The sequence below is a fragment of the Furfurilactobacillus milii genome, assembly GCF_009864005.1.
GTDB lineage: Bacteria > Bacillota > Bacilli > Lactobacillales > Lactobacillaceae > Furfurilactobacillus > Furfurilactobacillus rossiae_B.
The window spans coordinates 102,649-126,168 of record NZ_WEZQ01000014.1; the positions used below are offsets into that span (position 1 = coordinate 102,649).

17 protein-coding genes and 1 pseudogene are annotated in these 23,520 nt (G+C 44.1%); 11 read left to right on the top strand and 7 right to left on the bottom strand.

The features are described from left to right. Positions 1–6: 6 nt before the first annotated feature. Entirely contained in the window at positions 7–2,721 is a 2,715-nt protein-coding gene (locus GB993_RS08170) for an HAD-IC family P-type ATPase (protein WP_161003868.1), read from the bottom strand. A 619-nt stretch (positions 2,722–3,340) separates the two neighbouring features. Further along, positions 3,341–3,907: a TetR/AcrR family transcriptional regulator gene (locus GB993_RS08175; RefSeq protein WP_161003869.1), complete on the bottom strand. Its 567-nt coding sequence runs from the start codon at positions 3,905–3,907 to the stop codon at positions 3,341–3,343. A gap of 248 nt (positions 3,908–4,155) precedes the next feature. Here GB993_RS08175 and GB993_RS08180 point away from each other — a divergent pair, with 248 nt between their 5' ends. The 3 genes from GB993_RS08180 to GB993_RS08190 all read left to right on the top strand — a co-directional run bounded on the left by GB993_RS08180 (position 4,156) and on the right by GB993_RS08190 (position 6,918). Beyond that, positions 4,156–4,584, top strand: coding sequence for a YbhB/YbcL family Raf kinase inhibitor-like protein (locus GB993_RS08180; protein ID WP_488655939.1), 429 nt, complete (start codon positions 4,156–4,158; stop codon positions 4,582–4,584). Between the two features lie 26 nt (positions 4,585–4,610). Continuing rightward, positions 4,611–5,360, top strand: a complete 750-nt coding sequence (locus GB993_RS08185; protein ID WP_161003871.1) for a sulfite exporter TauE/SafE family protein — start codon at positions 4,611–4,613, stop codon at positions 5,358–5,360. A 187-nt stretch (positions 5,361–5,547) separates the two neighbouring features. Then, positions 5,548–6,918 (top strand): FAD-dependent oxidoreductase, encoded by a 1,371-nt coding sequence (locus tag GB993_RS08190; protein WP_161003872.1) that lies wholly within the window; start codon positions 5,548–5,550, stop codon positions 6,916–6,918. Positions 6,919–6,995: 77 nt separating this feature from the next. Here the strand turns inward: GB993_RS08190 and greA are convergent, their stop codons facing one another. From greA to GB993_RS08205, 3 genes are all read right to left on the bottom strand, one after another. Continuing rightward, positions 6,996–7,463, bottom strand: coding sequence for a transcription elongation factor GreA (greA, locus tag GB993_RS08195; protein WP_161003873.1), 468 nt, complete (start codon positions 7,461–7,463; stop codon positions 6,996–6,998). 59 nt (positions 7,464–7,522) lie between these two features. Then, positions 7,523–8,272 (bottom strand): glycosyltransferase family 2 protein, encoded by a 750-nt coding sequence (locus GB993_RS08200; RefSeq protein WP_161003874.1) that lies wholly within the window; start codon positions 8,270–8,272, stop codon positions 7,523–7,525. 121 nt (positions 8,273–8,393) lie between these two features. Then, on the bottom strand, positions 8,394–9,314 hold the full coding sequence (locus tag GB993_RS08205; RefSeq protein WP_161003875.1) for a LysR family transcriptional regulator: 921 nt from the start codon (positions 9,312–9,314) through the stop codon (positions 8,394–8,396). Positions 9,315–9,463: 149 nt separating this feature from the next. Between GB993_RS08205 and GB993_RS08210 the strand changes: the two genes are divergently transcribed. The 5 genes and pseudogenes from GB993_RS08210 to GB993_RS08230 all read left to right on the top strand — a co-directional run bounded on the left by GB993_RS08210 (position 9,464) and on the right by GB993_RS08230 (position 15,188). Further along, positions 9,464–10,354 carry a shikimate dehydrogenase gene (locus GB993_RS08210; protein WP_161003876.1) on the top strand — a complete coding sequence of 297 codons (891 nt, stop codon included), beginning with the start codon at positions 9,464–9,466 and terminating at the stop codon, positions 10,352–10,354. Between the two features lie 43 nt (positions 10,355–10,397). Then, entirely contained in the window at positions 10,398–11,597 is a 1,200-nt protein-coding gene (locus tag GB993_RS08215) for an MFS transporter (protein ID WP_161003877.1), read from the top strand. Between the two features lie 46 nt (positions 11,598–11,643). Beyond that, positions 11,644–12,405, top strand: a complete 762-nt coding sequence (gene aroD, locus GB993_RS08220) for a type I 3-dehydroquinate dehydratase (protein ID WP_165450118.1) — start codon at positions 11,644–11,646, stop codon at positions 12,403–12,405. A gap of 99 nt (positions 12,406–12,504) precedes the next feature. Next, positions 12,505–13,440, top strand: a complete 936-nt coding sequence (locus tag GB993_RS08225) for an FAD:protein FMN transferase (RefSeq protein WP_161003879.1) — start codon at positions 12,505–12,507, stop codon at positions 13,438–13,440. Between the two features lie 18 nt (positions 13,441–13,458). Beyond that, positions 13,459–15,188 (top strand): annotated as a pseudogene (locus GB993_RS08230) (FAD-dependent oxidoreductase). 640 nt (positions 15,189–15,828) lie between these two features. On the opposite strand, the gene GB993_RS08235 reads toward GB993_RS08230, so the two are convergent. Then, on the bottom strand, positions 15,829–16,227 hold the full coding sequence (locus tag GB993_RS08235; protein WP_161003880.1) for an ArsC/Spx/MgsR family protein: 399 nt from the start codon (positions 16,225–16,227) through the stop codon (positions 15,829–15,831). A 375-nt stretch (positions 16,228–16,602) separates the two neighbouring features. Here GB993_RS08235 and GB993_RS08240 point away from each other — a divergent pair, with 375 nt between their 5' ends. Beyond that, entirely contained in the window at positions 16,603–20,181 is a 3,579-nt protein-coding gene (locus GB993_RS08240) for a bacterial Ig-like domain-containing protein (RefSeq protein ID WP_161003881.1), read from the top strand. Positions 20,182–20,275: 94 nt separating this feature from the next. Here GB993_RS08240 and GB993_RS08245 read toward each other — a convergent pair whose 3' ends face one another. Next, positions 20,276–21,352 carry a DNA glycosylase AlkZ-like family protein gene (locus tag GB993_RS08245; RefSeq protein WP_161003882.1) on the bottom strand — a complete coding sequence of 359 codons (1,077 nt, stop codon included), beginning with the start codon at positions 21,350–21,352 and terminating at the stop codon, positions 20,276–20,278. A 161-nt stretch (positions 21,353–21,513) separates the two neighbouring features. On the opposite strand from GB993_RS08245, the gene GB993_RS08250 reads away from it, so the two are divergent. Continuing rightward, a complete protein-coding gene (locus GB993_RS08250) occupies positions 21,514–22,191 on the top strand; it encodes a GntR family transcriptional regulator (RefSeq protein ID WP_161003883.1) in 678 nt (225 codons plus the stop codon). 66 nt (positions 22,192–22,257) lie between these two features. Beyond that, the gene (locus GB993_RS08255) at positions 22,258–23,214 is read left to right on the top strand and encodes a hypothetical protein (protein WP_161003884.1); all 957 of its coding nucleotides are present in this window, start codon (positions 22,258–22,260) and stop codon (positions 23,212–23,214) included. Positions 23,215–23,520: the final 306 nt, after the last annotated feature.

Genomic DNA, 23,520 nt, shown 5'->3' on the forward strand with positions numbered 1-23,520 from the left:
GTGTTATTAGTTCATGCGCGGTTGTTTACGTTTGTGCCACTGCATCCGAATAATCTTATCGGCTTCAGTAACGACTAACGTAACAAACCCGGCGACAATTGCCAATCCCCATTGACTCCAACTCATTGGACCAGTCTTGAAGATGTCCTGCATAAACGGAATGTACGCTTGCGCGAGTTGCAGCAACATTAGTGCGGCAATGACGACAAACGCCATTTTGTTTGTCCAGAAGTTCTTTGAGAAGGCTAGATGCGGACTGCGAATGTTGAACAGGTAGAACACCTTACCTAACACAATGACGTTAACGGTAATTGTGCTGGCAATGACTTGGCTGACGCCATTATTGGTGAGCCAGTCAAACGCCCACAGTCCCATAGCCGCTATTAAGACGGACACATAGGCCATTTGGAACACGTCATGTTTGTTCATCAGGGTTGAACCAGTTTTCCGTGGTCGCCGCTGCATAATGCCTTGTTCAGCCGGTTCGAAAATGAACGCAAACTGAATTGTGACGGCCGAGACCATGTTGATCCAGAGCAATTGTGTTGGAACCAATGGCAATTTTTGTTGCATCAAAATACTGAATGCGACAATTAAACCTTCAGCAAAACTGGTTGGCAACAGGAAGGCGATGGTCTTCTTGATGTTGTCGTACAGTCGCCGGCCTTCACGAATGGCCTTTGTCATCGTCGTAAAGTTATCGTCGACTAAAATCATGTCGGCCGCATCCTTGGCCACATCGGTCCCCTTGATACCCATAGCTACCCCGATATCAGCGCGTTTTAAAGCAGGCGCATCGTTAACACCGTCACCGGTCATCGCCGTAATCTTCCCGTTTTCTTGGTAGGCTTTGATGATGGCCAGTTTGTTGCTTGGCGTCGTCCGCGCAAACACATCGTATCGATTGATGTTGGCACGTAGTTCGTCAGGTGACATGTCGTCTAACTCTGCACCCGTGATGGTTTGAATGTTATCCGCCAAACCAAGTTGACGGCCAATGGCAGTTGCTGTGTCAGGATGGTCACCGGTGATCATCTTAACTTTGACTCCGGCGGTTCGCATTTCTTTTAACGCATCAATAACTTCCTCACGTGGTGGGTCAATAATCCCGACGATTCCGAGAAAGTCGACACCATCGCGCAATGTTTCGTGTGTGACTTCGCTAACGTCTTTGCCCACGAGTTTACGGCCCACTGCCACAACACGTTTGCCTTGAGTAGTTAAGTCGTGAATGACGTCGTTCCAGTGATCGACATTAAAAGTCGGGTCAGCTGCCTGCGCCATTTCATACAATTTGTCAGGAGCACCCTTTACGAACACTTCATGTTGACCATCTTCACGGACACTGAGGCGCGCGATGTAACGATAGTCGGAGTCAAACGGAATGCGATCCAACTCCTCAAACGCAGGTTCGTCCATCCCACAGCCTTTGTGGTACAGCGTGAGAAAGGCACCATCAGTGGGTTCACCATTCAGGATCCACTGGCCATCTTCTTCTTGTAACATGGTGTCGTTGGCTTCGAAACCACTAATTAACAGTTCTTTCAAGATTGGGTCATCTTGAACGTTAACTGGTTGACCATTTGCTATGATCTGACCTTTAGGTTGATAGCCAGTCCCCGTAACTTGATACTGATGATCCTTAGTAATGATATCCTGAGCCGTCATTTCGTTCTTCGTTAGCGTCCCGGTTTTATCCGTGGCGATAATGTCGACAGCGCCTAGCGTTTCCACAGATGGCAATGTTTTAACGATTGCCTTGTTGCGCGCCATCGTATTCACACCCATTGCGAGGATGACAGAAGTTGAAGCCGGCAATCCTTCAGGCAGGGAACCCACAATCATGGTGATGATTGCTAGTGCGAGGGTTGGTAACGCATATAAGTGGCGCACCCAACCAAAGATAAACAGTGCAATGGCAACGGCGATGATGAAGTAGGAAATCCAGGTCCCCAACCGGTCGAGTTCTTTCATCAACGGCGTTTTGGTTTGTTTGACATCCGTTACATCATCGGCAATTTGACCAAGTTCAGTATCGTGACCGGTTGCCGTGACGATACCAGTAGCACTCCCGTTGGTTACGGCAGTACTGGCGTAGGCCATGTTTTCACGTTCAGCTAGCGGTGTTTTACTGTCTTTCAGTGGGTCAAAATTCTTGAGCACAGAATCTGGTTCACCGGTCAAAGCCGATTCTTGAATCCGCAGGTTATCAGAATCGAGAATTCGCATGTCGGCAGGGACATTGTCACCGGCTTCCAGATAGACAATATCCCCGGTTACTAGCTCGGTGGCCGGCACGTCTGTCCGTGCACTGTCCCGAATAACCGTGGCTTCGGTAGACAACATCGACTTGATTTTATCAAGCGCGTTGCTGGCGTTGACTTCCTGAAAGTAGCCAATCAAGGCATTAATGATGACTACCAAACCGATAACGACGGCGTCGGAATAGTGACGAATGAAAAGGGTAAAAGCAGCCGCAAATAGCAGAATGTAGATGATTACGTTGTTAAACTGACGCAAGAATATCAACCATTTTGGCGTGACATGAGCTGTCAGTTCATTTGGCCCGTTTTTGGCCAGTCGGTCGGCTGCAGTTTCGGCTGTTAACCCTGTTTCGAGATCGCTATGGTAGTGATCCAAAACCTCGGTTTCCGTTTGTACATAAACAGGACTAGGTTTGGGGTCAGGTGCATCAGGTGCGGTATTTGGGTTCTGTGACATTAAATGAAGACTCCTTCTGAATTAAGTTAGTTTTAGTGAGAAAAGTATATCATGTCAGCTTACTATCATTAAAGCAATATCGTTTCGAAATATAATGGATAAAGAGTAAAACCTTATTGGTGCCTGTGAGTGGTGAAATGTCGCTTGCGGTTGTCAACAGTGACACACTCGCCGTGGGACCGGTTCAAGCCCGAAGTTCACGGTCTTTCACCTCGCCACAGACCCTCGTGAGCCGCGAGTCGCTGTGTCCGTCCGTGCTGTAAATTCGTGAAAATCATTCGAATTAACACCACCTTCACGGCTCGGTATCACTGTTGACGCCCTCCAGCTAATCTAGCAGTAAATTTTACAAAAATATCCTTTCATCCCAAGAGTTTAGTGAATGAAAGGATATTTTTTAAAGCAGTGGAGCTGACTTGAAACAGAGTTCGGTGATAACAACACTTAATGGCGTGGTTTTAGCCATTTAGTGTTGTAGGACGAGCTTTGAAACCTGGTTTATGGGTTCAAAGTCGAGGTTGAAGACCCTGGGGCTTGGGGCTGAGACCGGTCCCACGGAACGGCGTTTCAAGTCAGCGTAACGGGTACGATGTGGCATTTGCCGGGGCCACACAGATAGCTACTTTTGTGATTCATCGAACAGTCGCATCAGATTGTCGACAAAACTGTCATCGCGATCGATAGCAGGGTTCGTAAACCAGCCGACACTTTCGCTGACGACTTCACCGATAATCATGGCCCGGACACCACGGGAGATGGATAGCTGTTGTACGGGATCGCTGACAAAATCGCCAATGTACTGCTGCATCATTTCGGATAAATGACGTGTCTCGTTGAAGGCTGACAAGTGGTCGGGCAGTCCAGATGTTCTCATCACCGCTAGTGATAGATCCAAGTTTTGACGGCCATAGTTACGGATGGTGGTGGCCATTTTGATCAGTGCCTCGCGACCATTTAAATCGAAGCAGGCCGTTTGGACTTCTTGATTAAGGGTTGCGAAAAAGTCCGTTGCGACACCGAGCAACAGGTCGTTATGGTTCTTGAAATAGAAGTAAAGCGCCTGCGTTCGACAGTTAAGCACCTTGGCGATGTTGCCAAACGTAGCGGCGTCAGCGCCGTCAGCGTTAATTAGGTCTGTGGCCGTTTGAATGATTTTTTCAACAGATAAATCGCGTTTTTGAACCATGAGTTAATGACTCCTTCACAGAAAGTGGTTTGTTTATATTTACATTTTACAACATGTAAATTATACTTACAAAGTGTAAAATAAAAAGAAATGTGAGTTTTGAATAGTGAAATTAAGATTTCCGTTTTCAGCTAGGATAATTCCTGATCAGTATGGTGGCAATGCGATTGCTTCGGAAAAGATTGAAGGGGGTGACCCCGCAATCATTTCCGTTTGAGATTCTTGACATAAGTAGTGTTACCAAGGTGGTGGCCTGGAAGTTGATTGACTACGATACGGTGCCTATGTTTGGGTTTCCGTGGACACACTGGCTGGTCGCTGATGCGCCTGTTGAAGGCCAGTCCTTAATTGTGCCGGCAGATTTTAGTCGCCACACGAACGTGCCTCAGGGTGAAAACAGTTTGCACTCTGTCATTCAGGATTTACGGGCACCGTGGTGGAAATTGCGTGCTCAACACACGTGGTTGGAGCAGCACTACGCCGGTCCACGACAAAAATCAGGCACACATCACTATCAATTGACTGTTTATGGGTTCGCTCAACCTTTGGGATTGCAACAAGGTTTTTCCTTGGCTGATCTGATGGCGCATGTGAACGACGAGAACATTACGGAAATGGCGTTTCAAAATTTGCTATATATCAAAGCTTCGACCGATAAAAAAAGCGAGACTGATTGATGTTGGTTTAGAGAGAAGGATAAGGCATGTTGTGGATTGAGTTAATTATTACTGGTTTTATTATTGGTACGCTGGTGATTTCGATGGGTGGCGGTGGTGCGGCCATTTATTTAGGCGTATTAACGGGAGTCTTTCACTTGCCAGCTGCTGTAGCGGCCGCAACCTCACTATTTACGGCATTTCCATCGCTGTGTGTCGGCGCCTACAGTCATTATCGCACGGGGAATGTAGAAGCTAAAGTCGGTAATCGAATGTTACTGGCGGCGTTGCCTGCGACCATTGTTGGCTCTTTGTTATCACCGTTTATACCGACCAAAATTTATACTTGGGTGATCGCGATTATCTTGGTGTTGCTCGGTGTCCAGATTATTGCGCGTCAGTACTTGCCACACCGTAATAAAACGGCCAACGGTGGTACCAAACGGATTCAAGCAATCGCATTCGGTATCTTAAGTGGTCTAATGGTTGGTGTCGCCGGGTTAAGTGGTGGTGGTCCAATCTTAGCTGGCTTATTACTAATGGGCTTGGATACCGTGCATGCCGCCGCAACCTCTTCATACGTGTTAGTCGGTACGACGCTGATTGGGCTGCTCTTTCACATGTCTAGTGGTCACGTGGATTGGTCCATTGGTTTCGGCCTCATGATTGGGGCAATAATTGGTGCAGCTTTAGCCCCAATCATTATTAACCGGTTAAATAAACGGGTGCTAAACCTGGTTTTGCAGCCAATGATGGGTTTATTGTTAGTTGTCATGGGCTTGAGGATGATTCTTTAATCCGTTTGCCTGAATTAAGAAAAAATAAGTTGTAAAAAATTTAAATTGGCCGATAGCACTGATGTTATCGGCTTTTTGCGTGTTTGAATTTGTGAGTGGGTCTTGCAACAAAAACGCGTAAGTTTTACAGTATGTGTGTTAGGAGAATTAGAATGATTCTAAAACATACGATGGAGGTTAACTATTTATGAGTAAAACAAAAATCGTTATTGTCGGTGCATCACACGGTGGTCACGAATCAGCAATTGAACTGTTGGATAAGTATCGCGACGTGGATGTCACGATTTATGAAGCAGGTGATTTTGTCTCATTCATGTCATGTGGGATGGAATTATTCTTGGAGGACAAGGTAACTGCTCAAGAAGATGTCCGTAACTTTAAACCAGAAGACATTACCAGCAAGGGTGGCCACGTCTTCAATAATCACGAAGTTACAGCCATCAATGCTGACAAGAAAGAAGTCAGCGTGAAGGATGTTAAGTCTGGTCAGACTGAGCAAGTCACTTATGACAAACTGATTTTGAGCTCCGGTGTAACGCCAACGGTCTTGCCAGTTCCAGGTCACGATTTAGATGGTATCTACGCAATGCGCGGTTACGACTGGGCTAGCAAGATCAAGGCGGCCACTACGGATGACAGCATTAAGAACGTTGCCGTCATCGGTGCTGGATACATTGGGATCGAAGCTGCCGAAGTCTTTACTAATGCTGGCAAGCACGTCACTTTAATGGACATGATTGACCGCCCATTAGGCAACTATCTCAACGAAAATTTGACTGATGTGGTCACTAAAGAGCTGACCAGCAAGGGTGTTGAATTGGCCTTGTCTCAGTCGATTAAGTCGTTTGAAGGAGACAAGTCTGTGACTGGTGTAAAGACAGCTGACAAGACTTATCCAGCTGACCTCGTTATTTGTGCGGCAGGGGTTAAACCAAATACGGCTTGGCTGTCAGGCACAGTTAACTTAACGGACCGTGGCTTTATTGATGTTAACCCATACTTACAAACGAACTTACCTGATGTCTATGCCATGGGGGATGCGATCCTGCCATTGTCTATTCCAGCCGGCAAGCCAATGCCAATCGCGTTAGCAACCACCGCTCGCCGTGAAGCTCAGTACGTGGTTGATCACATCTTTGAAGATACACCTGCTGTCCCATTCAAGGGAGTCGTTGGTGCGTCTGCATTAAGCGTGTTTGATTATCACTTTGCCGCTGCTGGTTTGAACACCACCACGGCTGCTAAAGTTGATGTGCCAGTTGCAACCAGTGCTTACAAGGACACTTTACGGCTAGCCTATGTGCCAGAAAGTGCTGGCAACACAGACGTTTACACGAGTTTGACGTTTGATCCACTGACGCACCAAATCCTTGGTGGCGCTGTTCTATCCAAGTACGACATCACTGCTCAAGGCAACGTGATTGCTTTAGCTGTTGCCCACAAACTGACGTTGGAAGATTTAGCCACCGCTGACTTCTTCTTCCAGCCTGGTTTTGACCGTCAATGGAGTTTGTTGAACTTAGCTGCTCAACATGCTTTGGGTCGGGCACGATTCTAATAGTTGAAATGTTATTTTAAATAATGAAAAAGCCAACGCGAGAAATTGCGTTGGCTTTTTTACAACCTAAATGGGCGTTAACCCTTAATTTTCCTGATTGTAACCTGATAATCCCCGTTTGGTGCGTTAACCGTGACGGTGTCGCCGACCTTATGATCGATCATGGCGTGTCCTAATGGCGAGTCGAACGAAATTTTGTTAGCGTCCAAATCTGCTTCAAACTTACCAACAATTTGGTAGGCGTCAGTATCGTTTTCGTCATCGAATTGCACATCGACATGTTTGCCAACCTCGACCTGATCTGGCGTTTCTGGTGTGACAACCTCGGCGTATTGTAGCAACTTGTTCAGATAACGCAAACGGCTTTCTAGATGACGTAAATCACGTTTAGCGGCGCTGTACTCGGCGTTCTCTGATAAGTCACCTAGAGCGCGGGCTTCCTGCAACTGTTTGATGCGGTTGGGACGGTCGAGCTCCAAACGGGTGATTTCCTGTTCGATTTGGTGATAGCCAGCTGGCGTCATTGAATTTGCGGTTAACTGCATGCGACAAACTTCCTTTGGATGTGATTACTCCACAATTATAAGACAGTGGGCAGTCATCGTCATCCTGCATTCAGGTTTTCTCGCAACTGATCAATGTGCGCGTCGACTTCCATCTCGCCGCGGCGCATAGCCATTGATGCAGTGTGGATGGTGCTACCAGGCCGACTTACTTTGTTGTAGACGAGTGTTGGATTAAATAGAAAACGCTGTGCACCAGCTTCGTAATCCGCGGTAAACAGCAAATCCTCAGCCAGTTTTAAATGGGTGTCAAAACGCAGCATCAAACGATTGATAACACTAACTCGGAATGCCTTATTCCAAGTGTAGCCACCAATTTGGGTACCGTGTTCTGTCGCTTCGGATAACATGTCATCTTGACTAATTTCGTGCCATCCGGTGATACCGGAAACGGCTCCACGAGCATAGCCACCCCAACGATAGCCAACAGTTACAAGGTCAACACCGGGTTGACTCATACCATCCACGAAAGTTTGTAGATAGTTTGGTTCACAAAGGTCATCACCATCCACAAAGCAGATCACGGGTGCGCTCGCATGGTCAATGCCGTAGTTGCGGGCAGCCGACACACCGCTGTGCTCTGGCAAATGTGCGGCAATGAAGCGAGAATCCTTTTGCGCCCATTTTTCGATCACACTATTTGAACCATCTGTTGAATGGTCATCAACCATAATGACTTCGAAATCGCTTAATGTTTGGCGCGCTAAACTGGCCAAACAGGGATCCAGATAATTACCAAGATTATAAACAGTCACAACAGCAGTAATGGCTGGTTGTTTTTGTTCGCTCATAATTTAACCTCCCTCAAGGAATTATTCACTTGGTTTGATGATACGAGGAAACAAAAGAAAAGGGGGAGATTCATACTTGAATATGACAGCTATTAGAGAGACTGATTAATTCACTAACTGGCTATTCGTAGCCGTTGATATCGAAAGCACAGTATTGTATCAAAAAATCCCGGAATCGCGTGACTGACGGTGCCATAAACTGATTAATTTTAGTAACTAAATACAATTGGTGAGCGACATAATTATCAGTGAGATGTAGCAACTTAACGTGTTCTTGTTTAAGCTGTGGCAAATTTGGTACCAAGGCGATTCCAAAATTATGCTCTACGAATGAGACCACTGTGTAATCTTCTTCAACTTCGTATCGGATTTGTGGGCTGATACCAGAACGTTCAAGAATTTTATCAATCAGCGGTCTTAATCCACTTGTCTTTGAATAGCTGATGAGAGGGTATTTAGCAATATCACTAACGAAAACGTTTTTCTTATGTGCTAATGGATGATTTGCGGGAACTGCTAAGACAATCTCCTGTTTCACAAGTGGTGTGAAAAGAAATTCTTTACTGGTATCAACGTCACCCAGTTTTTGGACACGGGAGGCCAGCACAAGATCCAGTGAATCATCGCGGAGTGCCTTCAGTAATTGAAATGAGTTACCCTGCGTGAGTGCAAAAGAAATTTTGGTATTATTAGTGGCTTTCTGAAAGGCACTCATGACTGATGGCACAAGACCTTGTCCAAGTGTATATGTGAAGCCAAGTTCAATATGGCCTGTGTTAGCGTCCATCAGTTGCTGAACGAGTTCTTCTCCCTGGGTTAGTTTGGCAAGGCCGGCGTTAACGTATGTTAAGTACGATTTGCCAAATCGAGTGAGTTTAATGTTACGACCTTCATGCTCGAACAATGGGACGCGAAGTTCCTTTTCTAACCCATTGATGGCGTAACTCAGAGACGGTTGTGAAATGCCAAGATGTTCGGCGGCAAGTGCCATATGCTGTGTTTTAGCTAATTCTTGAAAGAAAACTAAGTGGCGCAAATTCATAAAATCACCTCTGATTGAATGATAGAAGAATTCTATTGATTGAACAAGTCAGCGTTATTTATTTGTATCTTTGTAACCGCTAACATAAAAAGTGAATTAATTAACAAAATTACACAAAATTAGGAATAAGAAAATAGGAGTGACTTAAAATGACTGAACGTATTGATGGACACACAATTTTAATTGGTTTGATGGCTTATCCGATCCGACACTCAATGTCGCCAACGATGCACAATAACGCATTCGCAAAATTAGGATTGAACTATGCATACCTGGCCTTTGAAGTTGGCAATGATACTTTACCAAGTGCAATCGAGTCTATTCGAACACTGGATATGCGTGGATCAAATATTTCAATGCCAAATAAGCAAAAGGTCATTCCATTACTTGATAAATTGGATCCGGCTGCCGAAATGGTTGGGGCCGTTAACACGATTGTAAATGATCATGGGACTTTAACGGGTTACACAACCGATGGGACAGGGTTCATGAAATCATTAGCTGATGAAGGCTTGGATATTCGCGGCGAAAAGATGACATTGGCTGGTGCTGGTGGCGCTGGTACTGCCATCGCCATTCAAGCAGCTTTAGATGGCGTAAAAGAAATTGCTATTTTTGATTTGGATAGTGCTTACCAAAAGAATGCTAAGCATAATGTTGACATTATTAATGAAAAGACAAATTGTCATGCGACGTTACACACGTTAGCTGACCAGGATGACTTCAAACAGCAAATTTCTGAATCAGCAATCTATTGTGATTCCACGGGTGTTGGCATGAAGCCTTTAGAGGATGAAACCTTAGTGAGCGATCCTAGCTGGTTCCGACAGGACATGATTGTGTTTGATACCGTTTATGCGCCACGAACAACAAAACTGATGAAAGTGGCCGAACAAGCTGGCGTCAAACATGTCTTTAACGGCTTAGGCATGATGCTTGAACAAGGTGCTGAGGCCTTTAAATTGTGGACGGGTGAAGATATGCCAGTTGATTATATTCGTGACCTTTTGTTCAACGATGACGATGTTACTAGCAAATAGTCCTTTTAAAGTTCGAGCAAAATAAAGAAATGGCTGTGAAAAAATGACAAAGAAATACGTTCCGTTGGCAACGGGAATATACCTCAACTACGCCATCATTGGAATGGCAACGATTATTATTTCTCAGTATAGTAATAGCTTTCAGCAACTTTGGAATACCAACTTAAAGGGAATCTCAACCGTTATTTCGATGATTGGGATTGGCCGGTTGTTAACGATTCTTTTTGCAGGTTATGTATCAGATCGTTTTGGTCGAAAGCTGACGATGCTTGTCGGTATTGCTACGACGATTATTTTCTTTTTGGGATTGGTATTGAGTCGAGATGTTGTGTGGGCCTCAATCTTTGCGCTATTTATGGGTGCCACCGATTCCTTCAGTGATGCTTCGAGTTATCCGGCATTGTCGGATGCCTTTACAAATCGTGCAGCTAGTATGAATTCGCTTGTTAAGGCCGCAATGTCACTTGCCCAGTTTGCTTTACCGTTTATTGTGGCCGCTATCCCCGATTCAAAGGTAGCCTTGATTGGCATGACCGTTATCATGGTCGTCGATGCCATCATTATCATGCGCAGTCAGTTCGGTCCACAAAATGAAAGCAAACCAGAATCGAAACAGACATCGGTTGACACAGCATTGGACAGGCAAAAAGTTGCTAAATCAAAGCCTAGCGTTCTCATTGATGGGACTGCTTTGGTTGTTCTTGGTTTTACGATTTCCTTTACGTTTTATGTGTTTACGCAGTATGTGCCAAACTTTGGTATCTCCGTTTTGAAGGTCAGCGCGGCAACTGCAAAAGGTTTGGTTTCTTGGTATGCGATTGCCTCCTTGATTTCGGTGTTTGTGACCTCCGTTATTGTGACAAAAATTAAACCAATGTATCTAGTCCTGACTTATTCAGGCATTTCATTGATTTTCTTGGGGTGGATGACACTGATGCCAAGTTTGTGGCTAGCACAGATAACGAGTATTGTTATTGGATTCTTTGCGGCCGGCGGCATTTGGCAACTGGGATTGACCATCCTGTCACAGTATTTCCCACGAGAAAAAGGAAAAGTTACGGGTTACTACAGTTTCATGGCGGCGTTGACTTATTTCGTTGGTCCATTTGTTTCGAGTTTTGTGATCAACAATACGGCCGCTAGTGTGTTGTGGGTATTCAAACTTGATATTGCCGTGACTTTGATTGGTGTGTTGTTAATTGCCTTAGTGATGGTTCGAAACTTGAAGTACAAGTTTATTTAAATATGATTTTTAATCGAAAGCAATTTTAGAGAGGTGAAACATCTTGATCAATCAAGCAACAGTTAAACTCAGAAACATCACTCTTGGTGTTGGTCGACCGAAAATTGCGGTACCGATTACCGGTGAAACCGCGGATGAAATCGGTGAACAGGCCCAAAAGATTGTCACGGTTAAACCAGATGTTGTGGAATGGCGAATTGATTATTTTGATGGTGTACTGGATGCAGAGCAGTTAACCCAAACAGGGCAGCAACTACGTCAAATTCTTGGTGACATTGCGTTGTTAACGACCTTTAGAACCAAAGGTGAAGGCGGCGAACTGGCATTAGCCGATGATGGTTATTTCAAGGTTTGCGAGACTGTCCTTCAAGGGCATTTTACCGATGCACTAGATGTTGAACGTTTTCATGATGAAACAGTCGTGAAAGGATTAGTTGGCGCTGCTCATGAAGAAAATGTAGTCATCATTATGAGCAATCATGACTTTGACAAAACACCAGCTACTGATGAAATTCAGTCACGTTTAACAGGCATGGTTGAGCTCGGCGCTGATGTTGCCAAGATGGCAGTAATGCCTCATAACGCTACTGATGTCCTGACCTTATTAACGGCCACTGCTAAAACCGCAGCGTCTGTAAATCAGCCACTGATTACAATGTCGATGGGTGATTTGGGCAAAATTTCTCGGATTGCGGGTGAAACTTTTGGCTCTGCATTAACGTTTGCAACAGTTGGTGCCGCTTCAGCACCAGGGCAGATTCCGCTACAGAATTTACGACAAGAACTAGAAGATTTGAAGTTGAACTAGAAATACAAATAGCGAGATAGATGGGCCGACCAAATAAGTGATTGTTGGTCGGTCCGTACTTTATCATCGATCAGTCAGTGTGAGTCAGGAGGTATTGCGGTGTCGAACAATGTGACCACAAAAAAGTACGTTTCTCAGTTTGAGATGTTTGGCACGGTGGTTTCACTGACCTTATTCAAACGTAATCCGGTTGCAGTTGAGGCCGTTTACGATTACTTACAGGACGCAGATCGGATATTTTCAGCTAATCGGGAGGATTCCCTGTTGATGAAGATTAACCGCCAAGCTGGTGTGCAACCAGTGCAAGCGCCACGCCAGCTGTACGATCTGATCAAACGGGGTGTAGTGGCAAGCCGCAAATACCGTGACAGTTTTAATGTCTTGATCGGTCCACTTGTGAAACTATGGCGAATTGGTTTCGATGGACAGCGGTTGCCAGATCCAGCAGATATTAAGGCACGGTTGCAGCTTATCGAACCCGATGATGTTTTGTTGAATGATGAGCAGCAAACTGTTTATCTGACTAGGCGCGGAATGGAATTGGATCTGGGTGCAATTGCCAAAGGGTATTTTGCCGATCAAATTATAGATCTGTTGCAATCGAATGGTTTGAAAGCTGGCATTGTGAACCTTGGTGGTAACGTTCAATTGTTTGGCCGCAATCCGTTAACTTCGGATGGCTGGTGGCATGTGGGTATTCGCAATTCACAACAACCGGCAGGGAAACCTTTGACGACAATAAGTACGGTGGCGAAAAGTGTTGTGACTTCTGGCATTGATGAACGATACTTCATTGTTGACGGTCACCGGTATCATCATATTCTTAGTCCGTTAACTGGTTATCCAATTGATAACGATCTTGCCTCTGTTAGCATCCTGACGCCGGAATCGACATTGGCTGAAATCTTGACGACGGTCTGTTTCTTTGCAGGTAGTCGACGTGGGCTCGAATTGGTTGATCATATGACAGATGTCGAAGCCGTTTTTGTTACCCGTCAGAATAAAATATTAATGTCTCGCGGTTTGGAAAAATAAGTAAAGGAAGAATCCATTATGAGCAATGAACAGCAAATTACCGGCCAGGCTAATGGTCACAACGGTATTATTAATTATGAAGTGGACGTTTCGAATAATCACATTGATGATTTTAAAGTATTGAAGCATTCTGAAACGCCTGGTATTTTTAATCAGGTGGTAGATACACTTAAACAAAATATTATTGCTAATCAGTCATTTGATGTTGATACAATTAGTGGCGCAACCGTGATGACACAGGCGTTATTAAATTCCGCCAAGTCTGCGATTAATGCAGCTGATGTTAAGTTACATTCTGTTCCAACAAATACGGAGCATCAAGATGTCGAACTAACCGCAGATGTTGTCGTAATTGGTGGTGGTGAAGCCGGTTTGGTTGCCGCTAGTCGGGCACTCAGTTTGGGACACAAAGTGATTTTAGTCGAGAAAAACGGCTATCTTGGTGGCGCAACTATTCTTAATGGTTCTAACGTGACGGCCACTGGTTCAAAGGTTGCGGCGCGCATTTTCCCAGAACAGCAAGATTCACCGGAACAGTTGTTCAATGATGTGACAAAAGAAAGTCGTAATACGAACTTGCCTGAGTTAACCAAGTTAATGGTAAATAATATCGGTTCAGCGATCGATTTTGTCAGTGACTATGCGGATCTCACGTACCAAAAAGCCCAAACACAAACACCCGAGCACTCTGTGGAACGACAGATTGAGTTGCCGAGTGCTTCTAGTTTTGAATTCATAAAAAAGTTTCAGCAGCATTTAAACAAAACGGTGGTCAAATACTTTTAGATGCCCGTGTTGAAAATATTTTGACCGGTAATAATCGTGTAACTGGTCTTGTAGCAGAAACTAAAAATAAAACGATTACTATTCACGCACAAGCTGTTGTTTTGGCCGCAGGTGGGTATGGCGCCAATCAGAAGATGCGTGGCACTGAAAGTGAAGGTATCGACTATTATGGCCCAATGACATCTACAGGGGATGCGTACAGTTTTAATGACAAACTGAATTTGAAATCGCACGATCTCGGTTGGTACAAAGTTTATCCACACGGTGTTGAAGTGGAGCCAGGGATTGCTAAACTGACAACGTATGCTTCAAAAAAAGCCACTGACATGGGCGCCATTTATGTGAATAACCGTGGTCAGCGGATCGTTAATGAATCAGACGTTTACGCCAAGTTCCGAGATGCTATTCTTGATCAGCCGGGCAAAGTTGCGTTTATGGTGATGGACGAACGCACTTGGAAAGAAGTTTATGCTTTGCTGGTGCTACATGATTTCACTGCGGCCGAGATTAAAGGTTACTTTGATAATCCAGACAAGAAGCCAGTGTTTGTTAAAGGTGGTCTTCGTGAGGTTGCTCAGGCAGCTGGCATCAATTCTGATCAATTGGTTAAAACAGTTCGGCGTTATCAGGAACAGGCCGAAGCAGGAGAAGACCCAGACTTTGGTCGAGATGCCCAGTACTTACATCAGTTTGACGGTGAAACATTCTACGTTGTTGAACAGCGTGATCGGTTTGCCACAACGTTGGGTGGTTATAGTATTAATCCTTCGACCATGCAACTTAAGAATACAGACGATCAGGATGTGACTGGTTATTATGCTGCTGGTGAAATTGTGGGCGGTGCTAACGGTCATGATTCTATGCCGAGCATGATGAATACATGGGGAATTTCCTCGGGATATTTGGCTGGCCTCTATGCCAGCCAAGCGGTTGAGGCCGCAGAGACGGCCAGCGCTAATTAAGCCAAGTCAGGTTGGATTTGAAGTAAAATTTCCGTTTTCAAACAAACTGACTTCAGCCAATCCTTAGCCAAACTAAAAATGAAGTTAATGCAAAACAAATAACGCCACTTCCGTGATGGAAGTGGCGCTATTTTTGTAGGCGCACTCGGCATGCATGATACAAAGTGCTAGGCGGTGACAGCCCGCTGTGACTTTTACTTGCTGAGTGACATGCTAAAGATTGCCGATTGCAGCTTATGGAAGGGGATAGGGATAACTGAGGCGCATAGTACCGTTTTTGGTAAATAAACGATGAAAGTTTCAAGCCCTACCTCCTATTCTGTTCTTTTTGAATGTCGAGACAATGTGTCTCAAGCCAGTTAATGAGTTCGTCGCAGTTCTGATCTAGGGCTTATGTGTCAGCAAGGTTTACACAGTAAAGAGGTGACCAATTCGCATTGCAGAGCTCTTTCAGCAGATTGAAGTGATTTAAGTTTTGCCCCAACTTATACAATCACCAATCACTGGGCTACCATTTTTAACGAATTGTGCGCAACTTATTAGAACCGATAATTGAGTACGCAAAAAACTTAAAGGGAAAACATCAGATTGGGTCTCACATTGTAAAATGCTGATTTTTAGCAACTTCTAAAAGTATGCATTAGCCATGGCTCCTCAGAAGCGCCTGCATTTCTGCAATCCGTTCTTTGTGGGAGATGAATACTCCGAGTTCTTCTTGGCCGTGGGTTACCAAGATGTTTCTCTCGTCATCAAAGATAAGTGGAAAATGAATCAAGTGACTATCTAGACTCATCATTTTTAACAGATTATTCAAGCTCATCGTATCTAAACCAGATATCGATTTTAAAGATCTTGAGCGACGAGCCAAGATGGAATCTACGCCATCTTCTGAGGCAGCAATAAGTCTCTTTAAGGTCTTAACTGACAATCGATCATGCTGAGTAATCCTTATTTCAGTAAAAGGCACGTTATGTCTTTTAAACCATTGAACAGCTTCTCGAGATGGTCGATTAAATGGAGTGGTATAAATTATTACCATAGTTAATATACCAACCTTTTTCTCAAATTTTAAAAGCCTTAGTCAATAAATGGCTCACGCTCGAATAGTACATATACACGAATTGGTATACATATATTATTTTCTCGATTAGCTCGTCACAAATTTATCTTTTTGTAGCGAGTACATCCTGTGGACGATTTACAAGCACAATGATATATTGTAGTCGCTAAAAAATCAAGGGGGTAACACTTGTAGCGGCTAATGTAAAACGATTGAATTTGCGATTGGCAAATCAACGGTTTTCATCATCAACATCGACGTGTTATTGACTTGCTTAGAGCAGACTAAATAAAACATGAGTGTTCCTTGCAAATGCTACATGCGGACACGAATCAATAAAGAGGGAAACTAGACATGAAATTTAGTGCCTATAACAAATTAACGTATGAAGATGCAGCCAAAAAGAAACGAGCTTGGATTCCAGGAGCATTTTTGACGATTGGAATGTTTGGTGTTTTTACCTATTCCGGAATTTCTGAAATAGTTCATGCAGACACTGGATCAACAGATGCAACGGCAATCAAAGCGACCACAACAAATTTGACGACGGAAACAGCGCATGCATTAAGTGCTTCAAGCGCGGTTTCGAGTAGTACTGGTTCAGAAGGCACACCAACTAGTGATGTTTCAAAAGCATCATCAACCGCGAGCACGGCAGTGAATAACAATACAGCCCCTTCAACACCAAGTAGTGAAATAAGTGCATCGAGAAGCACGGAAGCAACGAGTCAGTTTGAACAAAAACAGGATGCTCTGAGCAGCAGTGCCGCAGCTTCATCTAGTGCTGCGCATTCGACCACGCAATCGAGTACCTTATCCGATACTAACAGCCATTCAGCAAGCAACGCCGATCCCAATACGCAATCAGCTGCGGAAGATTCAGTTGTATCAAGTGCAACGAGTCAGGCTTCAATTGGGGACAGCCAATTATCTTCGGCAGAAAGCGTAAATAGTCAGACTAAGAGTGACACCGAGACTATAGCTCAGTTAGTCCAACAGAATCCTACACCCCAAGTCCAAGTGACACCCGTTCAAACGAGTTTCACATTATCAAGTGCATCTCAAGTCACTGCGCCACCATTAAATCAGGCACCGGCGTTGTCCAATTTCTTTGTGACTGGTCAGGGCGACTATATTTTATTTAACGCATCTGGTGTTTTTGATTTATTTCCGTACAGTGTTACCAATTTAAATAAGCAATTGTATGGATTTTATGTTGTGTTGCCGACATCGATTACGGGACAAGGTTTGACCGTTATGCAAGCGGCGGCGGATGATCTAGTGGCCCAAATGAAGGCAAAGGGCTTTTCAATTGATTCTATGATCGCTTACCAATTGAATGATACGACAGATGGCCGGCAGGTTTATTATTTCAGACCTAATGATGGCGCTAATGATACCAATGCAAACATATCGTCTAGTTGGCCAGTTCTTCATCTGCCTGTTCACACGGGTGCGGATGTTAGCACAACCCCTAAGACAATAAGCATGAATGCTAATACGATGAATGAATTAGCATCGAAGGGCGTGCTGTTTGCCGGTTCCGGTAATTACACAGAGGGCGGCGGATTTTATCCCACATTGCCAGCGAGCTCATTAGGGATAAACGCCCCAGATGCAAACTTAAAGGGAATTGTCTATCCTGGCATTACTAAGGTGCTGACCTATACACATGCGACGGTGACAGATACCTACAACATAGTGGATGCCGAAACTAATAAAGTCATCAAGGTGTTGACAAAAGTTGGGCAGGACGGAACTCAGTATTCCCGAAAAGGTTTTATTGATTCGTTAGTCGCTTTAGGACTTGATCCGGCGATGTACGTTAACACTGATATAAACGTCAACGATGGCACGTTAACGGATGATATAACCCTCACACCAGCCCAATGGAGTTCAGGGCAAACATTTGTTGCTGGACATACCTATACAGTAACTGTTGGCCGCGTTAAAACTAGCGTTGCCGGTCATGATAGCAACTTGATTGCCGGTCCAAAGACTACATGGACGGCTAGTGATAACTTTGACGGTGCGACTGATATCAATGGTAAGGCACTACAGTTAAGTGACGTAAAAGTCACCGGTAGTGTAAATACGCGAGTGCCCGGCGATTATTCGGTAATTTATAGTTATACGGATAGTCAAGGCAATAGTGTCAGCAAGAAAGTAGTTGTGCATGTTACAGCCACTCAGGCGTGGGTATCAGTACATGACAGTTATCTAGTTGCCGGTCCGAATACTACGTGGACGCCTAGCGATAATTTCAATAGCGCAACTGATGCTAATGGCAAGCCGTTACAGTTAAGTGATATGACAGTCACAGGAACCGTTAATCCGCAGGTTACTGGTGGATATTCGATCACGTATAGTTATGTGGATAGTCAAGGAAATCACGTTAGTTGGACGGTAGTTGTTCACGTCACAGCTAGTCAGGCAAACGTGAAGGGTCACGACAGTAACTTGATTGCCGGTCCCCATACAGCGTGGACTGCCAGTGATAATTTCGATGGTGCGACCGATGCCAATGGCAAACCACTCCAGCTAAGTGACGTCAAGGTAACTGGCAGCGTAAATCCACAGATGCCTGGTGATTATTCTGTAACTTATAGTTATGTAGATACCCAAGGAAACAGTGTTGACAAGACGGTGATGGTTCACGTCACATTAAGTCAAGCAAGCGTAACCGGTCATGATAGTAATTTGGTTGCTGGTCCCAATACCACGTGGACTGCTAGCGATAATTTCGATAGCGCGACTGATGCCAATGGAAAGGCTTTACAGCTCAGTGACATAAAAGTAACAGGCACTGTAAATACACAGGTGCCTGGTGACTATTCCGTAACTTACAGTTATGTAGATAGCCAAGGTAACAGTGTCACCAAGATGGTGGTTGTCCATGTTGCAGCTAGCAAAATTAGTGTATCAGGTCATGACAGCTCCTTAATTGCTGGTCCCAATACCACGTGGACGCCCGCTGACAATTTTGATGGTGCAACTGATATAAGTGGCAAACCACTGCAACTAAATGATGTGAAGGTGACTGGAAGTGTAAATCCCCAGGTTGCCGGCGATTATTCTGTCATTTACAGTTACGTAGATAGTCAAGGTAACAACGTCAGCAAAACCGTTGCTGTTCATGTGCTGAACAGCCAAGCAAGCGTAACCGGCCATGACAGTAACCTTGTAGCTGGTCCAAATACTTCGTGGACGGCCGCTGATAACTTTGACGGTGCGATTGATGCCAACGGTAAGCCACTGCAGTTAAGTGACGTAAACGTGACTGGAAATGTAAATCCTCAAATTCCCGGCGATTATTCGGTAACGTACAGTTATGTGGACAGTCAAGGTAACAATGTCAGCAAGACTGTTGCCGTTCACGTTACCGCTAGCCAAGCCAGTGTAGACGGCCATGACAGTAATCTAGTTGCTGGTCCCAATACCACATGGACTGCCAGTGATAACTTTGACAGCGCGACTGACGCTAACGGTAAGCCACTGCAACTAAACGATGTGAAGGTAGCCGGAAATGTAAATCCACAGATGCCTGGCGATTATTCGGTAACGTACAGTTACGTGGACAGTCAAGGCAACAGCATTAGTAAGACAGTAACTGTCCATGTCACGGCTATTAAGAGTGAAACAAACGATCAGAAATCCGCAGGTGATTCAAGTCAAGAATCATCTACCATAGCCAAACCTGGCATGACTTCTGCGACTGGATCTTCAACGCAAAACCAAGAAACCGTGTCTGTAGGAGTAGCAAAGGACAGCCTGCCAAAGATGCCATCTGCGTCTGGTACTCAAACTACGAAAGCTAAAACCTCGGCACTGCCAAAAACTGGGCAACATGCTGAACAAAGTCTGTCTCTGCTAGGATTGATTTTGGGTCTATTGGGATTTGGTCTGTACCGTCCCAAGCGTGATAAAAAGTAAATTTGGTTATCTGAAATAAAAGTAGCCTCCAAATGAAATGGTTTTTAACCAACTCATTTGGAGGCTGTTTTTGATGAGATTGCAATGCAACGCGTTAACTTTTCACACCATAGGCTTTCCCAGTGTACGTGATTTTTCCAAGCGCTCGTCCAAAAATAGTTGCGTATTCGGTTAGCCGCCGTTCAATCAGTCGTTTGCGCTGTTTATTAATAATCTTGTATGCATCCACGGTGGCATTGAGCTTCTTCGTTGTGAGTTGATATCGCCAAGTACCGTACAAATCACCATCAATTAGGATAATCGGCTCAATCTGTCCACCAGTATGCCAAATCTTCTTTTGATGTTTCGTGGTGAGCCACGTTTTGTCTGCATAACCAATCAGTAGGGGATCAAACTTGCATAGCATGATGAGCGCAGGCATTTTGGTGGGCACATTATCTGCGGGTCCGTAGTACGTCTTACCGTCGTATTCAAACGTTGCCAAACTGCTCAGATCCATTTCCGTAAGGTGGAGTGCCGTTTGGGAAAGGCCGGCAAAGTGGGCGTAGTCTTGCAACGTGGCTGGACCGTAGGCGGTAAAGTAAGCAATTGCATAACGTTGAAGTGTCGGTAATAGCGATTGCTGGGGCGCTGGCGGGCAGGCGGTGAAACTAGTATTGGTGGCGGCAATGGCAGGCAGGTACAACCGGCCGTGCATTGATTCGTCTAACAAAAGAGCACTCCAAGTGAAGAGGATGGGGGCTTGCTCACCAAACTCAGCGAACAGTTCGTCACGGGTAAAGTGGGGATGCGCTTGGCCAAACGCGTGAAAGTGGTCGAAAGCTTCTTTCGGATCGATGTTGTTTTCGCGCAGGTGTTTAGTGACCCAGGTGGCACGGTCACCGAAAATGGTGACGAATTCTTGCCACGAGTGTTGCGTGAAGAGATGCAAAGTTTGCCGATTGCCCCAAGCTTTGACGATTGGTGACGCCTGCACGGCTGTTTGAAAGTCCTGCGGGGTGATGTTGTCGATTCGATTATATAAATTTAGTAATGCAGCATTACCGTATTGTGCTTGGATACCCAGCAAGTGATCAACCGTTTGTGCCAGCGTTCTATTGGCAGGGTTAACCAGTAAACTATTTTGGAGACGCAGGTGCCGAATCTCCGTTTGCGTGATGGTGTTTGTCATATGAGTTCCTTTACTGATTCGAATTAGTTAGCATTAGTAAAATCTTGAGCTTTGTTCACGTAAATGATGCGACATCTGTATTCTAGACCAGATGTCAATTTAGCGTGCTAAGTTAATAATTAGTGTATAGTGTATGTAATATTTCAAACGAGGTGGATAATATGCCCATTCCAAAGAGCCAACCAATCAAACGTGAGACGGCGACAGACCATGCTTATCAGCAAATTCGCAGCTGGTTGATTGATGGCACGCTAGAACCAGGTGAAAAACTGGCAGAAACCGCGTTGGCCACCGCTATTTCGATCAGTCGGACACCAGTACGCGAGGCTTTACAACGTTTGGCAACGGATGGTTTCGTCATTATGAATACAGGGCAAGTCACACGGGTGGCGCCACTGTATCATGATGACGTAGCAACGTTATACCAGCCAATGGCCGCTATTGAAGGACTAGCTGCTCAGCTAATGGTCAGCAAGATCAGTCCTGCCGAGCGCGATGAACTGCAAAAAATCGATTCGCGGTTAACGACGGCGTTGCATAAGCAATATGTTGGAACAGAACTGAGCGTTGACCGAGCTTTTCACGAACAGGTTTTAGCGGTTGCCGACAATCCCTATTTAACGCAGTTTAGTGATTTCCTATACAGTCACATTTTACGTTTTGAGACATACTTTTTCAGTCACCACGATGTCAGTATTGATATCAATGGTCGGCAGCACGAAGCGTTATTAAGCGCAATTGATCATCATAATGCCGAGGCGGCCAAACAGGCGTTGACCAATGATTGGTTGGAAACCATGACACAGATTCAACGGGCGCAGGAACAAGATAATAATTAGCCGCCCCGTCGTTTAAGCATGGATTTATTAAGCTCAGTTAATTCAATTTTAAGTGGAGGCGGTAACGTGACTTTTATTAGAGCAGCAATTACAGGGAAAATTAAAAATAAATGGTTAATTTGTTCAACAGTGTTGGTATATTTTGCTATTACAATTTTTGGACTATTTAAATTTTCTGATTTATTGTTAAAAACAAAGTTTTTGTCTTCTGTGGAATGGATCCAAGTATCAGTGCTATTAATCATTTCTTTTTTTGGACTACGATATGAATGTCAGTATTCCCCATCCAAGTTAACAGAAAAACAATTGAAGTCGTTTTTCTTTTTAATAAATGGTTTTATGACAGCCATTATTAACAGTGCATTTGTTTTTTTTACTTTTTTTTCGGTGCTTAATATTGTAAATAGTTTTAAAAAAATATTAATCCTGGACGAATTGCGACCATCAGCGATTATGATCTTAGGATTTTATATTGTTTGGAAGTTCAGTGACACTTACTTTTTATGGTTTTTAAGTGATACGAGCCTTTTTAAGGGCAAAAAGGTCGGCTATAAAAGAATTTTTGTATCTCTGACACTAATTTTAACTATTGTTTTAATGGCTATTTTAGGGTTTGCCAATGACAATAAATGGTCATTGTTTATAGCTTTTAGTGCTGTAGTGATAAGCTTTTCAAGAGAAAATTTTTGGCTATCGGTCAAATCAAGAGTTGACAAAATTCCTTATGACAAAATTGAGTTTGTTGACAGACAGCGAACAATGTTTGTTTTCCTGCAGGCCTTGGAAGTCTCTATAACATTTATTATTTGTCTTTCTGAATATATAGTAGACAGTTCGTATTTCTTAAAGTTCAGCGAGTGTGCATTTGGTAATTCAAAATCTTTTGATGTTTTGTGGCGTGGGTCTGAGGTTACAATAGTTGTTTCTTTTTTGTTTTTTTTATTATTACCTGTTTTTTTTATAATTAAAAAAAATGCAAAAAAAATTGCTAGTTTCTTTCAAACTGTTGACAAGTCATTATGACCTTACAAAAAAGGTCTATGAAAATTGGATTAATAGCATCGGGTGATGCATTTAGCGTTTCAGTACGGGACGGTACACTGTTGATACCATGAATTAATAACGCATGCTCCATTGAGTTTTCAGTGAAATTTCCCAAACAACATAGTTGATTAGGATATGTAATAGGTAATTGATTCACGGCAGAACAAACGGGATGTGTAGCTGCAATTTGTTGAGGTGGTTGCATGAAAAATCATGTGGATACAATCCATTTTGTTGAGTTGTTAGACTGTGTGTCTGATTGCGTTAGAAGAAAAGGTGTAGGGA

Bases quoted from the DNA above. Each gene is read 5' to 3' on its own strand.
- GB993_RS08235 (WP_161003880.1), bottom strand. From the start codon at position 16,227: ATGGTAATAATTTATACCACTCCATTTAATCGACCATCTCGAGAAGCT.
- GB993_RS08190 (WP_161003872.1), top strand. From the start codon at position 5,548: ATGAGTAAAACAAAAATCGTTATTGTCGGTGCATCACACGGTGGTCAC.
- GB993_RS08170 (WP_161003868.1), bottom strand. From the start codon at position 2,721: ATGTCACAGAACCCAAATACCGCACCTGATGCACCTGACCCCAAACCT.
- greA (WP_161003873.1), bottom strand. From the start codon at position 7,463: ATGCAGTTAACCGCAAATTCAATGACGCCAGCTGGCTATCACCAAATC.
- GB993_RS08185 (WP_161003871.1), top strand. From the start codon at position 4,611: ATGTTGTGGATTGAGTTAATTATTACTGGTTTTATTATTGGTACGCTG.
- GB993_RS08200 (WP_161003874.1), bottom strand. From the start codon at position 8,272: ATGAGCGAACAAAAACAACCAGCCATTACTGCTGTTGTGACTGTTTAT.
- GB993_RS08245 (WP_161003882.1), bottom strand. From the start codon at position 21,352: ATGACAAACACCATCACGCAAACGGAGATTCGGCACCTGCGTCTCCAA.
- GB993_RS08205 (WP_161003875.1), bottom strand. From the start codon at position 9,314: ATGAATTTGCGCCACTTAGTTTTCTTTCAAGAATTAGCTAAAACACAG.
- GB993_RS08210 (WP_161003876.1), top strand. From the start codon at position 9,464: ATGACTGAACGTATTGATGGACACACAATTTTAATTGGTTTGATGGCT.
- GB993_RS08250 (WP_161003883.1), top strand. From the start codon at position 21,514: ATGCCCATTCCAAAGAGCCAACCAATCAAACGTGAGACGGCGACAGAC.
- GB993_RS08175 (WP_161003869.1), bottom strand. From the start codon at position 3,907: ATGGTTCAAAAACGCGATTTATCTGTTGAAAAAATCATTCAAACGGCC.
- GB993_RS08215 (WP_161003877.1), top strand. From the start codon at position 10,398: ATGACAAAGAAATACGTTCCGTTGGCAACGGGAATATACCTCAACTAC.
- GB993_RS08240 (WP_161003881.1), top strand. From the start codon at position 16,603: ATGAAATTTAGTGCCTATAACAAATTAACGTATGAAGATGCAGCCAAA.